The following is a 14,130-nucleotide window of genomic DNA, read 5'->3' as shown; positions in this document are numbered from 1 at the left end:
GCGTGGGTGCGTGGCTGCGTGGCTGCGTGGCTGCGTGGCGTCACGAGTCGCGGCCGAGGTTGCGATGCCTCTCGCGCGGAATGGTGATGAGCAGCATGCGTATGATGCGCTCGAGCGTGTCCTGACGATGCTGCACGATCTCGTGACCGAGTAGCGGCAGGCCGAGACGATACCAGACGACGCTCTCTCGTGCCGAGCCGAGCGAGTACTCGTACAGCCGAACGCGGTCGCGACCCGAGCTGCGACTGTAGCCCTCACTCAGGTTGGCACCGACTGAACCGAGTGCGCGGTAAAGCTGTCCTGCGATCGGCGCAGTGACTGGATGTTTCGAGAGGAGCAACACGTCGGGCCATGCGACGTCGGCGGCAAAGAGCGCGTTCTGGTATGCCGGAAGACGCCAAACCGGATCGCCGCGGACATCGGCACGTGGTCCGGCAAGCCACTGCTCGAGCGAGGGTAGGCGAATATCCATGCCTGCAAGGTCCCGTGCGCGGCCGTGCGAACAGAGTCATTCCGACGCACGAGTCGTCCGAGCCCACGCAGCCACGCAGCCACGCAGCCACGCAGCCACGCAGCCACGCAGCCACGCAGCCACGCAGCCACGCACCCACTCACGTGCTCGCCCGCTGCTCCACCGGCTTCTGCGGCTGCTCCTCGCGGCGCGACAGGTTCATCGCGGTGCCGACGAGCGCCACGTGCGGGAACGCCTGCGGGAAGTTGCCCGTGAAGCGCTGCGTGCGCGGGTCCCACTCCTCGGCCAGCAGGCCGACGTCGTTGCGCAGCGCGAGCAGCCGCTCGAACAGGCGGCACGCGTCGTCGCGGCGCCCCTGCAGCACGTAGTTGTCGGCGAGCCAGAAGCTGCACGCGAGGAACGCGCCCTCGCCCGGCGGCAGCCCGTCGGCGGTGTGCTCGGAGTCGTAGCGCATCACGACGCCGCCGTCGACGAGCAGCCGCCGCTCGATCGCCGCGACCGTGCCGCGCACCCGCGGATCCTCCGGCGGCAGGAAGCCGACGATCGGCAGCAGCAGCAGGCTCGCGTCGAGCTGGTGCGAGCCGTACGCCTGCACGAAGCTGCCTAACGACGCATCGTAGCCGTGGCGGCACACGTCGGCGTGGATCGCGTCGCGCAGCGTGCGCCACCGGTCGACCGGCGCTTCGAGATGGAACTGCGCGGCGCTCTTCAGCGCGCGGTCCACCGCGACCCACGCCATCACCTTCGAGTGCGTGAAGTGCTGCGGCCCGCCGCGCACTTCCCAGATCCCCTCGTCGGGCTGCGTCCAGATCTGCTCGACGTACTTCACGAGCGCGCACTCGAGCGACCAGCCGTCGGCGTCCGACGCGATGCCGCCCTGCCGCGCCTGATGCAGCGCGTCGAGCACCTCGCCGTAGACGTCGAGCTGCCGCTGCGCGTGCGCCGCGTTGCCGACGCGCACCGGCTTCGAGTTCTCGTAGCCGGGAAGCCACGGCGCCGTCCACTCGATGAGGTGCCGCTCGCCCGCGATGCCATACATGATCTGCAGCTGCGACGGGCTGCCCGCCGCCGCGCGCAGCAGCCAGTCGCGCCACGCCGATGCCTCGTCGTAGTAGCCGGCGCCCATGAGCGCGAGCAGCGTGAGCGTCGCGTCGCGCAGCCAGCAGTAGCGGTAGTCCCAGTTGCGCGTGCCGCCGAGCTGCTCGGGGAGCGACGTCGTCGGCGCGGCGACGATGCCGCCCGTCGGCCGGAACGTCAGCGCCTTCAGCGTGACGAGCGACCGGCGCACCGCCTCCTTCCAGTCGCCGTCGTAGGTGCAGCGCGCATCCCAGTCGTTCCAGAACGTCTGCGTGTCGGCGAGCGCCGACTGCGGCTCGCAATGGTTCGGCGGGTCGAGATGCGACGGCCCGTAGGCGAGCACGAACGACCGCGTCTCGCCCTCGCCGACCTCGAAGTCAGCGACCGTGGTGAGCGACTCGCCGCGCACCGGGACCTCGGTGCGCAGCACGACCATGTCCGGGCCGGCGATGGCGCGCAGCGCACCGTCCGGGAGCCGGCTCACCCACGGCACGAGCGCCCCGTAGCCGAAGCGCAGCACGAGCTCCATGTGCATCGCCACGCGTCCGCGCTTGCCGACGACCATGCGGACCAGGTCGGAGGTGGTGCCGCGCGGCGGCATGAAGTCGACCAGCGTGACGGCGCCGTCGGCGGTCTCGAACTCGGTCTCCAGGATGAGCGTCCCCTCGCGGTACCGGCGCGTGCTGCGCGCGCCGGCGTCGGCGGGCGCGAGGTGCCACCGCCCGTTCTCGGGGCGGCCGAGCAGCGCGGCGAACACGGCGCCGGAATCGAAGCGCGGCCAGCAGAGCCAGTCGATGGAGCCGGTGCGCGAGACGAGGGCAGCGGTCTCGCAGTCGCCGATGAGCGCGTAGTCTTCGATCCTGGCAGTCACGACGTCGGGAGTGGCTCTCGCGGGGACTAGGTCCTGGGGGGGCTCCCCCCCCTTCGCCCATGGTTGCTGGGACGGAACGCGAAGACGGTACCATTCCGACGCGCCGCCCCTCGTTTCGAACGCCTTCTCCCGCGCATGCCACGCCGCGCCCTGGTCGTCGCCGCGCTCGCCGCGGTCTGCGTCGCCGTCACGCTCGCCCTGTTCGACCGCGCCTACCCCCTCGTCGACGTCGGGCTGCGCCTCGACCGCGAAGACGCGATTGCGCGCGCACGCACCCTCGCGGCGCGCGACCGGCTCGCCCCGCCAGCCGCCCGCGCCGCGGCGCGCTTCGAGTCGAACGACACGCTCTCCACCTACGTCGACCTCGCGGCCGGCGGTCCCGATGCGCTCCGCGCGCTCGTGCGCGGCCGCGAGCTCGCCGTCTACACGTGGGCGGTGCGCCTGTTCGAGCCGGGCAGCCCGCGCGAGACGGTGGTGCGCTTCGCGCCCGACGGACGGCTCGTCGGCGTCGACCGCACGCTCGCCCAGGACGAGCGCCGCCCCACCGTGCAGGACGCCGTCGGCCGCGCCACCGCCGACACCACGCTCGCCCGCTGGGGCGGCGGCGACCCCGCGCGCTGGCGCTTCGTCTCCGCGAGCTACGTGACGCGGCCGAGGAGCGGGCGCGTGGACCGCACGTACACGTACGAGCGCGTCGCGGGCGGGCCGGGCGCGCGGGTGGGCGCGGCGCCGGTGCGCGCCGAGGTGACCGTGACGGGCGACAGCGTGGACGCCACGCGCGCCGCGCCGTTAGGCGTGCGCGTGTACGCGGAGATCCCCGAGGCGTTCCTCCGGCGCTACGGCGAGATGCGCTCGGCGAACGACTTCCTCGCGTCGCTCACGATCCCGGCGATGGGGATCTTCCTCGTCGCCGCGTTCGCCGCGCTCGTGAAGCTGCGCGAGCACGGCATCCGCTGGCGCCCCGCGGCGGTGCTCGGCGCGGTGGTCGGTGTGCTGTTCCTCGCCGCGGGGCTCGATCAGATCCCGGGCGCCTGGTTCGACTACGACACCGCGACGTCGCCGACGACGTTCGTCGTGCAGCTCACGCTCGAGGCGCTCACGGCCGGCGTCGGCGCGGGGCTGTTCGTCGCCGGGGTCGTCGCGGCGGCGGAGCTGCTCACGCGGCGCGCGTTCCCCGCGCACTACGACTGGTGGAGCTACTGGCGCCACCGCGGCGCCCCGCCGATCGCGCGCCGAGTGCTCGGCGGCTACGCGCTCGCCACGTTCGGCTTCGCGTACGTCACGCTGTTCTACGTCGCGACCCGCGCGCTGCTCGGCTGGTGGGTGCCCACCGGCACGCTCGACGACCCGAACCAGATCGCGTCGCCGCTGCCGTGGGCGACGGCGCTTGGCCTCGCCACGTTCGCCGGCACGTGGGAGGAGTCGATCTTCCGCGCCGTGCCGCTCGCGCTCCTCGCGCTGTGGGCCGCGCGTCGCGCGCACCGCGCACGGTGGATGGCGTCGGGCATCGTCGTCACCGCGCTCGTCTTCGGCTTCGGGCACGCGAACTACCAGTCGTGGCCCGCGTACTCGCGCGGCGCGGAGCTGTTCCTCGAGGCGGCGCTGTGGGCGGTGCTCTACGTGCGGGTCGGTCTGCCGACGACGATCGTCGCGCACGCGCTGTACGACCTCACGTGGTTCGGGCTGTTCTCGCTGCACGGCAGCGGCGCTGCGTACCGCGTGACGTTCCTCGTCGTCCTCGCCTCGCTGCTGGCGCCGGCGCTCGCCGTCGCGCAGGGATGGCTCGTGCGCCGCCGCGCGCTCGCCGCGGGCGCGGTGCTCCCCGATCCGCCGCGTCTCGGCGACTGGCGTCCGGCGCCGCCCGAGGATGCGCCCGAGCCGGTGCCGGCGGAGGCGCCCGTCGGTGCGCGGTCGCGCGCCGCGCCCGTGGTGACGCGAGCCGCGCTGGCGATCGCCGTCGTCGGCCTGCTCGCGCGCGTGCTCTGGCCCCGCCCGACGCCGTTAGGCCCCGCGTTCAGCGCGCCGGCCGCGCGCGCGATCGCGGCGGCCGATTCCGCGGCACGCGCGTTCGGCGCGGATCCGGCGCGACTGCGGCGCTTCGTCACCACCGATGGCGATGCCCACGGCGACGTGCGCCGCTTCCTGCTGCGCGCGGAGGGGCGCGACGCGGCGGCGCGCGCCGTCGAGGTGCTCGCGACGACGTACCTGCCGACGAGCTGGTGGCACGTGCGCTACGCGCGCACCGCGGGCACGGTCGCCGAGCGCGCGGAGGAGTGGCGCGTGCGCGTGCTCCCCGACGGGCGCGTGCTCGACGTCGTGCGGGTCGTGCCCGAGGCGCGCGCCGGCGCAGCGCCGTCCGCCGATTCCGCGCGCGCCATCGCCCGCCGTGCGCTCGCCGGCGCGCGCATCGCGTTGGTGACGCTCCGGGAGGCGGACCTGGAGCAGACGCCGCGCCCGGCGCGGCTCGACACGCGGCTGGAGTACGACGACCCGTCGGCGCGGCTGCCGGCGGGGGCGACGGCACGCGTGCGCGTGGTGCTCGCCGGCGACGAGGCGGTGTCCGTTAGGCGGCTGGTGCGGCTGCCGGAGACGTTCGAGCGTGCGGAGCGCGAGCGGGCGAGCCGACGCGCGCTCGTCCTCGCGCTCGCCGGCATCGCGCTGTTCGCGCTCGTCGTGGGGCTCATCCTCGGTGCGCTGCGCCGGCCGCTGCTCGCCGACGCGCCGCGCCTGGTCGACCGTCGCGTCGGCCTCGCGCTCGGCGCCGCCGCGGCGCTGGCGTCGATCGGCGCGTGGGCGAACGGACTCCCCTCGATACTCGCCGCGTGGCCGACCGAGCAGCCGTGGACGACGTACCTCGCGCAGGCCGCGCTGTCCGCGGCGATCCTCGGCGGCGCGACGGCGGTGCTCGTCGCCGCGCTGTGGACGCTCACCGACGCGCTGCGCCGCCGCACCGCGATCCCGTTCTGGCCGCGCCCCGTCGAGCGACGCGTCGCCGCGCTGCACGGCATCGCGTTGGGCATCGGCGTCACGACCGTGCAGTTCGCGGCGGCGCGGCTCGCCGTCGTCGGATGGCCCGTGCCGCGCGGCACCGCGGCGGCCGAGCTGCTGCCATGGGCCGGCGGTGCGATCGGCGTGCTGCCGACCGCGCTCGTCGCGCCCACCGCGGCGATCGTCGGCCTCGCGCTCGCCGTCGTCGCTCGACGCCCCGCCGCGTGGTGGAGCGCGCTCGCCCTCGCCGCGGCCTGCGCGGCGACCATGGCCGGCGCGGGTGCCGAGCGGCCGGTGGAGAGCGCCGCCGTCGCGGTCGTGGCCCTCGCCGCGGTGGTCGCGCTCGCGCGCGGGTTCGGCGCGACGAGCGGCGCGTCGTGGGTGTTCGCCGCGCTCGCCGCCACGTTCGCCGCATCGCTGCGCGGCGCGTTAGGCGGCGAGACGGTCGCCGATGCCATCTCCGCGCTGCTCGGCGCGGCGACGGCGGCGGGGCTCGCGTGGGTGCTCTGGCGGGCGTGTGCCGTGCGTTGAACCGCAGAGGACGCAGAGGGCCGCAGAGGACACCAAGTGCAGTCCTCTGCGGCCCTCTGCGTCCTCTGCGGTTCATAAGGTGTTCTCTGTGGTTCGGATTCACGCCCTGTCCCGCGCCGAGATCCAGGGATACCCTTGTGCGGACTCTCCACCGGAGACGAGCGATGCGCATCCGCAGCGCCTTGATGATCGGTGCCGTCACGATCGCCGCGGGGATCGTCGCGGCCGCGGCACTCCCCGACACGCGCGACGCGATCGTGGAGCGATCGACCGTGCACGTCGGCCCGACCGACATCGGCGGCGTCGTCACCGGGCCGAAGGGTCCCGAGGCCGGCGTGTGGGTGATCGCCGAGACGAGCGACCTGCCGACGAAGTTCGTGCGCATCGTCGTCACCGACGACGCCGGACGGTATCTGATCCCCGATCTGCCGCGCGCCGGCTACAGCGTGTGGGTGCGCGGCTACGGCCTCGTCGACTCGCCGAAGCGGAACGCCGCGCCGGGTGCCACGCTGAACCTGCGCGCCGTCGTCGCGCCTAACGCGCAGGCGGCGGCCGAGTACTACCCCGCGGGGTACTGGCTGTCGCTGCTGCGCGTGCCCGACAAGCGCGAGTTCCCCGGCACGGGCCCCGAGGGCAACGGCATCTCGCCGAACATGAAGAGCCAGGCCGAGTGGATCCGCGTGGTGAAGTCCGGCGGCTGCATGGCGTGCCACCAGCTCGGCAGCATGGGCACGCGGCGGATCCCGCCGTCGTTGGGCAAGTTCCCGTCGTCGTTCGCGGCGTGGGAGCGGCGCGTGCAGTCGGGGCAGGCGGGCGCGCAGATGCTGTCCACGATCGACGGCCTCGGGCACCAGCGCGCGCTCGCCATGTTCGCCGACTGGACCGATCGCATCGCGGCCGGCGCCGTGCCGCCGGCGCCGCCGCGGCCGCGCGGCATCGAGCGCAACGTCGTGATCACCGAGTGGGACTGGGCCGATCCGAGAGCGTACCTGCACGACGAGGTCTCCACCGACCGGCGCAACCCGACGGTGAACGCGTACGGCAAGATCTACGGCGCGCTGGAGCTGAGCGCCGATTACCTGCCGGTGCTCGACCCGCGCCGCAACGAGACCGACCGCGTGCCGCTCACCACGCGCGACCCCGAGACGCCGATCGCCGCCGGCAACGTGCGCGGTGCGCGCTCCGCGTACTGGGCCGACACCGTGCTCTGGACGAGCCGCAACAACGTCCACAACCCGATGCTCGACGCGCGGGGCCGCGTGTGGATCACGTCGGCCGTGCGCGGGCCCGACAACCCCGCGTTCTGCAAGGCCGGCTCCGGACATCCGTCGGCGCTGTTGTTCCCGCTCGCGCGCTCGGGACGCCAGCTCGCCATGTACGATCCGTCGACGAAGAAGCTCACGCACATCTCGACGTGCTTCGGCACGCACCACCTCATGTTCGCCGAGGACGCGAACAACACGCTGTGGACGAGCGGCGGCGGACCGGTCGTGGGGTGGCTGAACACGAAGCTGTTCGAGGAGACCGGCGACGAGGAGAAGGCGCAGGGGTGGACGGCGCTCGTCCTCGACGCGAACGGCAACGGCCGGCGCGACGAGTACGTCGAGCCTAACGCGCCGCTCGACCCGACGAAGGACAAGCGCATCGCCGCCGGCTTCTACGCCGTCTCGCCGGCGCCCGACGGCTCGGTGTGGGGCTCGTCGCTCGGGTTCCCCGGCGCCGTCGTGCGCCTCGTGCCGGGCGCGAATCCTCCCGCCACCGCACTCGCCGAGCTGTACGAGCTCCCGTACGGCCAGCCCGGCATGCGCAACGTCGGCTTCTCGCCGCGCGGCATGGACGTCGACCGCGACGGGGTGGTGTGGGCGGCGCTCGCGAGCGGGCACATGGCGTCGTTCGACCGCCGCAAGTGCAAGGGCCCGCTGAACGGCCCCACCGCCACCGGTCAGCACTGCCCCGAGGGATGGACGTTCTGGGCCGAGCCGCTGCCGCAGCTCCAGGGCGTGAGCGATCCCGGGAGCGCGGAAGGGAGCTACTACACGTGGGTCGACCAGTTCGACGCGCTGGGCCTCGGTCGCAACACACCGATCGACACCGGCAACGAGTCGGAGGCGCTGCTCGCGCTGAAGGACGGGAAGTGGGTCGTCCTGCGCGTGCCGTATCCGTTGGGCTTCTACACGAAGTGGATGGACGGCCGCATCGACGACCCGAACGCCGGCTGGAAGGGGCGCGGGCTCTGGGCCACGGTGAGCACGCGCGCGCCGTTCCACATGGAGACCGGGAAGGGAACGACGAGCAAGGTGCTGCACTTCCAGCTCAGGCCCGACCCACTCGCGCATTGATGGCTGCGTCGTCGCGCTACCACGCCGCCCGGCGATGGCTCAGAAGCGCGCCCCGTACGTCGCGCGTCGCCACAGCCACTCCACCGGCCCGTACCGGAACCGCCGCAGCCACCACACGCTGAGCGGGATCTCGACCGATGCGACGCCTAGGGCGAGCAGCACGCCGCGCGTCGGCGTCACGGCGTCGAACAGGCCTAACGCCAGGCACGCCGGCACGACGAGCACCGCCTGCAGCAGGTAGTTCGTGAACGCCATCCGTCCGACGGCGCGGAGCCACGCGAGCCGCGCCGACCACGCGGGGCGCCGGAGCAGCAACGCGAACGCCGCGACGTACGTCGCCGTTAGGCTCCACGCCGAGATCCAGTACGTCTGGTTCAGCACGATGTCGCGCGCGGCCGACGCGTGCCCCGGCCCCCACCACGCCGGGAGCAGCGCCACGGCGGCGCGGCTCGCGATCGCCGCCGGCAGCGCGACGGCGAGCGTGCGCAGCGCCAGCCGCCGGTCGGCGGCGAGACGCGTGAGGAACCGCGCGCGGTCGGCGAGCACCCCGACGAGCATGACCGCCAGGATCCGCGGCCACGACAGCCACGGCGACGTCACGTACCAGTACCGGAGCCACGCGAGATTGTCGGCCCAGTAGTGGCGCCACGACACGTCCGGTACCGCGACGGGTCGCTGGGCGAGACGCCAGTGTGCGGCGCGCAGCGCGAGCTCCACCGCGTACGGCACCATCGCGAGCACCACCGCCGCACCGACGATCCGACGCGCCGGCCACCGGCGCGCGACGAGCAGCAGGAGCCCGAGGATCGCGTAGTTCGCGAGGATGTCGCCGTTGCGCAGCAGCGCGGCGTGCAGGATCCCGACGGCCAGCAGGAACAGCATGCGCCGCACGTGCACCGCCGTCGGATCCCACCCGTGCGACTCGACGCGCCGCCAGTGCTGCGCCGTGCCGACGCCGAACAGGAACGCGAACATCGTCAGGAACTTCGCGTCGACGAGGATGCTCAACACCGTGTCCACGGCGCGCTCCGCCGAGGTCCACGTCTCGGGCGGCGGTGAGCCGAGGTTCCACATCGTGTACGCGACGAGGACGCCGAGGATCGCGACGCCGCGCAGCGCGTCGACGAACGCGAGCCGCTCCGACGCGGCGAGCGGCCCGACGCGCGTCGGGAGGGGCGGTGCGGAGTCCGACGCGGGGGTGTAGCCCGCGGATCGCGGCGGACGTGTCGTGTGGAGAGGCATGTGTCTCGGGTGTGGGGCGCTCGGTGTCCGCGGGCGGGTGTCTGCCTCACGGCCTCGCCCTCTCGCGAGTGTGTCGTTGCGCCGCGAACACGATGTACGCGACGTCGTGCAGGTCGATCTCGACGCCATGCTGTGTCACGACCCCTTCCGAGAACGCGACTCGCGTCAGCGTCACGCGCCCGACGGTGCGGCGCCCGTCGCGCCGCACGACGACGTCGTCAAGCACGCGCCCCGTCGGCGCCGCGGGGAGCGTCTCGCCGGCGGCGGGCCGCGCGGCGACGTAGCGGACGCGCGCGCGCGGGAGCGTCCGGCCGCGCGACGTGAGTCCGCCGACGGAGACGGCGAGCGTGGTGTCGTCGGGCGCGCCGAGCGGGTTCGCGTCGACGTGCGTGCCGTCGCGCAGCCGCACGTCCCACTGCCGCCAGCCGCCCTGCGCGACGTAGCCGTGCAGCACGCCGCCGTACACGCCGCCCGACGCGCGCACCGTGCCGAGCGGCGACACAGCGGTGAGGAGCACGGCCGCCGCGATGAGAATCGTCGTCATGGGATCTGCCTCGAGTGAGAGCGTGATCGCGGCGCCTAACGCCACGAGAGCGGCCCGTAGGGGTAGACGGAGAGCTGGCGGACCACCGCCGACTGCGGGTCGCCCGGCCGGAACAGCACGACCAGGCGCATGGGCATGGAGACGTCGTACGTCACCGCGGCCATCGACTGGCCGTCCGGCGACCACGCGCCGGCGGTGACCGACTTGCCGAGCCGCGTGAGCTGCGTCAGCTCGGGGCGTCCGACGAGCGGCATCGCCCACAGCTGCTGGTTCCACACGAACGCGAGCCGGCGTCCGTCGGGGCTCACGACCGGCGCGCTCGCCGGCGTGGCCACCTGCCCGCCGTCGACGCGCGACGGCCCGCGCAGCGCCGCGTCGGTGACCCACACGCCGGCGTTGCGGCATCCGCTGCCCATCATCAGCAGCCGGCCGTCGGGCATCCATTCGGGGTCGTAGAACCCCTCGTACCGCGCGAGCTCGGCGCCGCGCCGATCGCGCACGATGACGAACGACCCGAAGTACATGTCGTAGTTGTCGCGGCACACGGTGCCGCCGCCGCCCATCGCGCTGAACGCCACGAGCCGGCCGTTCGGCGCCACCTTCGGCGTGCGGCACACCCGGTTGTCGCTCCACCGGAACTCGCGGCACACGAACAGCGGCGGGCCGGGCACGCCGCGCGCGTCGGCGACGACGACCGCGTGGTCGGCGTACAGGCCACCGCCGACGCGCTGCAGGAACGCCGTCTCGCCGGATCGCGCGACCGATCCGTCGAGCCCATTGAAGCGGACCGTCACGTCGCCGGTGGCGAGGTCCATGTCGAGGATCGTCGCCGGGTGGAACGGGTCGCCGTTGCCGGGCGACGAGAACGTGAGCACACCCGAGTACGACGGCGCGGTGTTCGCCGCGCGGAGCGAGCGGACGCCGCGTCGCGCCGCGCCCATCGCGGCGACGAGGCAGAGGAGGAGCGCGGTGAGGCGCGCGCCGCGCAGCGCGAGCCGGCCGATCTGGAGCGAGGTCCGGAGTCTCATGGCAGGGGGTGGATGCGTCGTGCTTGTTGGCGTCCGGGGCGGCGGGTAGAATCGGGGCGCCAACCTCGCCCTCGGACGTCACCACGCCCTCAACGGCGCGTCACGCCCGCTTCATCAGCGCGTCAACGGTGTCCAACGCGTTGCGGCTCAGGACTTTCGGCGGGCTGTCGATCGATCGGCCGGGCGGCGACGCGGACGTGGGCGCGCGCCCGCGCACGCTGGCCCTGCTCGCCATCCTGGCCGCCGCCGGTGCTCGAGGCCTGCCGCGCGAGCGGGCGATGGCCGTGCTGTGGCCCGACGCCGACGAGGACCGGGCGCGCCACGCGCTCTCCCAGGCGCTCTACAACCTCCGACGCGACCTTCGCGGCGACGTCGTGCTCGCCGCGCCGACGCTCCGCCTCGATCCGGCGCGGATCACGAGCGACGTCGCCGAGCTGAGGGACGCGGTCGCGGCGAAGGAGTGGGACGTCGCGGCGGGGCTCTACGTCGGGCCGTTCCTCGACGGCTTCCAGCTCGCCGACGCCCCCGAGTTCGAGCGATGGGCGGAGGCCGAGCGGGCGTCGCTCGCCACCGCCGGCATTCGCGCCATCGAGATCGTCGCGAAGGCGTGCGCCGAGGCCGGCCGGCTCGACGAGGCCGCCGAGCACTGGCACCGGCTGACGCGCCTCGACCCCGCCGACCCGCGCCTCGCGGCGTCGTACATGGAGGCGCTCGCCGCGCTCGGCGACCGCGCCGCCGCGCTCGCCCACGGCCGCGCCCACGCCGAGCTGCTGCGACGCGACTACGAGGCGGAGCCGCACTCCGCGATCGCGCGGCTCATGACGCGCCTGCGCGAGCTGCACGTCACCGGCGCGCACGCCGCCGTCGCCTCGCCGCCCGCGACCACGGTCTACGCGCCGCCCGCGCCCGCCGAGGTCGAGGAGCCGCCCGACGTGCCGCCGACCGCGCCGCCGGCCGCGCCGCCTAACGCGCCCCGTCGCCGCGCGTCGCATATGACGGTCGCTGCCTCGGTCGTCGCCGTCGCGGTGCTCGCCGTGCTCGCGGCCCTCGGCTGGCGGTGGGCCGCCGCCACGCGCGCCCCCGCGCGGCCCATCCTCGCCGTCGGCCGCATCCACGACCTCGCCGCTCCCGACTCGGCGGCGCCGGGCGCGGTGCTGAGCGAGATGCTCGCCACGAGCCTCGGCCGGTTGAGCGACCTGCAGGTCGTCGCGAACTCGCGCATGGTGGAGCTGACGCCGCGCGACGCGGACACCACGCGCACCGCGTTCACCGACGCGGCGCGCCGCGCCGGCGCCACCGAGATCGTCGAGGGCGAGCTGATCCCGCTCTCGGGCGGGAAGCTCCGCCTCGAGGTGCGGCGCGTCGACCTCGCGCGCGGTCTCGTGCGCGGCGGCTACCGCGTCGCGGGGGTCGACCGCTTCGCGCTGTTCGACAGCGTGACCGCGCTCATCGCGCTCGACCTCGAGGTCGGTGCGCCTAACGGATCGCTCGCCGAGGTGAGCACCCGCTCGCCGCTCGCCTATCGACTCTACGAGGAGGGGCTCCGCGCGCTGTACCAGTACGACGCGGGCGCCGCCTACCGCCTGTTCACGGCGGCGATCCGCGAGGACTCGTCGTTCGCGATGGCGACGTACTACGCGTGGCGCGTGGCGCAGGGCTCGGACGACGCGGCGGCGTGGCCGCTCGCCGATCGCGCGCTCGCGCTCTCGTCGCGCGCCACGCCGCACGATCGACTCATCATCGTCACGCACCTCGGCGGCGTCCTCTCCGATCCGCGAGCCCGCGCCACCGCGGAGACGCTCGCGACGAGCTACCCGCGCGACCCCGAGGCGCTCGTGCGCGCGGCGGACGTCACGACCGACCTGCCGCGCGCGGTGGAGCTGTACGATCGGTCGATCGCGCTCGATTCCGCGGCCGGCCTCGGGCGCGACGCCGCGACACCGTGCCGGCTGTGCGACGCGCTCCACAACCTGACGGGCCGCTACGAGGCGGAGGACTCGAGCGACGCGGTGTTCCGCACGCTCGCGCGGTGGCGCGCGATCCGGCCGACGGATCCGATGCCGTGGCGCGTGATGGCCGACTGGCTCGTCGGGTTCGGGCGGCGCGCCGAAGCGGACGAGGCGGCGCGCCGCGCCGAAGCGTTAGGCAGCCCCACGGTGCGCTCGCGGCTCGGCGACCTCGTCACCGCCATCCGGCTGGACGATCTGCCCGCCGCCGACAGCGCCTGCACCACGGGGCTCCCGACGTCGGACAGCGCGGCGTTCGGGCAGTTCCGCTGGTACTGCGCGATCGCGCTGCGCATGGAAGGGCGGTACCGCGAGGCGCGCGCGCTGATGCACGAGGGTCTGCTGCCGCGCTCCACGGTCGTGCGGTCGCGGTGGCCGGCGGACCCGTACGCGCAGGCGATCGTCGATCTCGAGGCGGGCTACCCGCTGCTCGCGGCGCGCGAGTTCCACGCCATCTATCGACCGGACATGGATCCGGACGCGAGGCCGTCCCGCGCCGGCCATCGGGCGCGCTACGCCGCGTGGGTGCTCGCGCTCACCGCCACGGCGGCCGTCGCCGGCGGCGACACGCTCCAGGCGCGCCACCTCGTCGACAGCATCCAGTACTACGGCCGGCGGAGCCTGTTCCCGCGCGACCCGCCGCTGCACCACTTCGTGCGCGGGCTGCTCGAGTCGCGCGCGGGACGCGAGGAGTCGGCGGTGCGCGAGCTCCGCGCGGCGATGTCGTCGCCGACGTTCGGGTACTCGCGCATCAACTACGAGCTCGGTCGCGGTCTCCTCGCGCTCGGCCGCCCGGCGGACGCGATCGGCGTGGTGCAGGCCTCGCTGCACGGCGGCTTCGAGGGGCCGGGGCTGTACGTCACGCGCACGGAGCTGCACGAGCTGCTCGCGCGCCTGTTCGACGCGGCGGGACGGACGGACAGCGCCGCGGTGCACTACGCCGCCGTGGAGCGCGCATGGCGCTCGGCCGACCCGTTCCTGCGCCCGCGCTACGACGCCGCGCGGCGATGGCTCGCCGCGCAGCGTTAGGCG

8 protein-coding genes are annotated in these 14,130 nt (G+C 74.3%); 3 read left to right on the top strand and 5 right to left on the bottom strand.

All coding sequences use genetic code 11. The features are described from left to right. Positions 1–40: 40 nt before the first annotated feature. Entirely contained in the window at positions 41–472 is a 432-nt protein-coding gene (locus tag J421_RS01605; RefSeq protein ID WP_104022124.1) for a four helix bundle protein, read from the bottom strand. 139 nt (positions 473–611) lie between these two features. Continuing rightward, positions 612–2,420, bottom strand: a complete 1,809-nt coding sequence (locus J421_RS01600) for a glycoside hydrolase family 15 protein (protein WP_025409412.1) — start codon at positions 2,418–2,420, stop codon at positions 612–614. Between the two features lie 135 nt (positions 2,421–2,555). Between J421_RS01600 and J421_RS01595 the strand changes: the two genes are divergently transcribed. After that, the gene (locus tag J421_RS01595) at positions 2,556–5,939 is read left to right on the top strand and encodes a CPBP family glutamic-type intramembrane protease (protein WP_025409411.1); all 3,384 of its coding nucleotides are present in this window, start codon (positions 2,556–2,558) and stop codon (positions 5,937–5,939) included. A 164-nt stretch (positions 5,940–6,103) separates the two neighbouring features. Next, the gene (locus J421_RS01590; RefSeq protein ID WP_201773076.1) at positions 6,104–8,278 is read left to right on the top strand and encodes a carboxypeptidase-like regulatory domain-containing protein; all 2,175 of its coding nucleotides are present in this window, start codon (positions 6,104–6,106) and stop codon (positions 8,276–8,278) included. A 39-nt stretch (positions 8,279–8,317) separates the two neighbouring features. On the opposite strand, the gene J421_RS01585 is transcribed toward J421_RS01590, so the two are convergent. The 3 genes from J421_RS01585 to J421_RS01575 are packed head-to-tail and all read right to left on the bottom strand — an operon-like array spanning position 8,318 to position 11,092. Continuing rightward, positions 8,318–9,520 (bottom strand): DUF418 domain-containing protein, encoded by a 1,203-nt coding sequence (locus J421_RS01585; protein WP_025409409.1) that lies wholly within the window; start codon positions 9,518–9,520, stop codon positions 8,318–8,320. A gap of 46 nt (positions 9,521–9,566) precedes the next feature. Next, positions 9,567–10,064, bottom strand: coding sequence for a hypothetical protein (locus J421_RS01580; RefSeq protein WP_148306100.1), 498 nt, complete (start codon positions 10,062–10,064; stop codon positions 9,567–9,569). Between the two features lie 35 nt (positions 10,065–10,099). Next, the gene (locus J421_RS01575; protein ID WP_025409407.1) at positions 10,100–11,092 is read right to left on the bottom strand and encodes a TolB-like translocation protein; all 993 of its coding nucleotides are present in this window, start codon (positions 11,090–11,092) and stop codon (positions 10,100–10,102) included. A gap of 128 nt (positions 11,093–11,220) precedes the next feature. Between J421_RS01575 and J421_RS01570 the strand changes: the two genes are divergently transcribed. Further along, positions 11,221–14,127, top strand: coding sequence for a BTAD domain-containing putative transcriptional regulator (locus J421_RS01570; protein ID WP_025409406.1), 2,907 nt, complete (start codon positions 11,221–11,223; stop codon positions 14,125–14,127). Positions 14,128–14,130 lie beyond the last annotated feature (3 nt).

Origin of the sequence: Gemmatirosa kalamazoonensis, assembly GCF_000522985.1 — a bacterium.
Lineage (GTDB): Bacteria > Gemmatimonadota > Gemmatimonadetes > Gemmatimonadales > Gemmatimonadaceae > Gemmatirosa > Gemmatirosa kalamazoonensis.
The sequence above is the reverse complement of the archived record's forward strand: the minus strand, read 5'-3'. Positions and strand labels throughout refer to the sequence as shown.

What these genes read in the sequence shown, in the direction of transcription:
- J421_RS01605 (WP_104022124.1), bottom strand. Translation starts at nt 472, where the DNA reads ATGGATATTCGCCTACCCTCGCTCGAGCAGTGGCTTGCCGGACCACGT.
- J421_RS01575 (WP_025409407.1), bottom strand. Translation starts at nt 11,092, where the DNA reads ATGAGACTCCGGACCTCGCTCCAGATCGGCCGGCTCGCGCTGCGCGGC.
- J421_RS01585 (WP_025409409.1), bottom strand. Translation starts at nt 9,520, where the DNA reads ATGCCTCTCCACACGACACGTCCGCCGCGATCCGCGGGCTACACCCCC.
- J421_RS01580 (WP_148306100.1), bottom strand. Translation starts at nt 10,064, where the DNA reads ATGACGACGATTCTCATCGCGGCGGCCGTGCTCCTCACCGCTGTGTCG.
- J421_RS01590 (WP_201773076.1), top strand. Translation starts at nt 6,104, where the DNA reads ATGCGCATCCGCAGCGCCTTGATGATCGGTGCCGTCACGATCGCCGCG.
- J421_RS01595 (WP_025409411.1), top strand. Translation starts at nt 2,556, where the DNA reads ATGCCACGCCGCGCCCTGGTCGTCGCCGCGCTCGCCGCGGTCTGCGTC.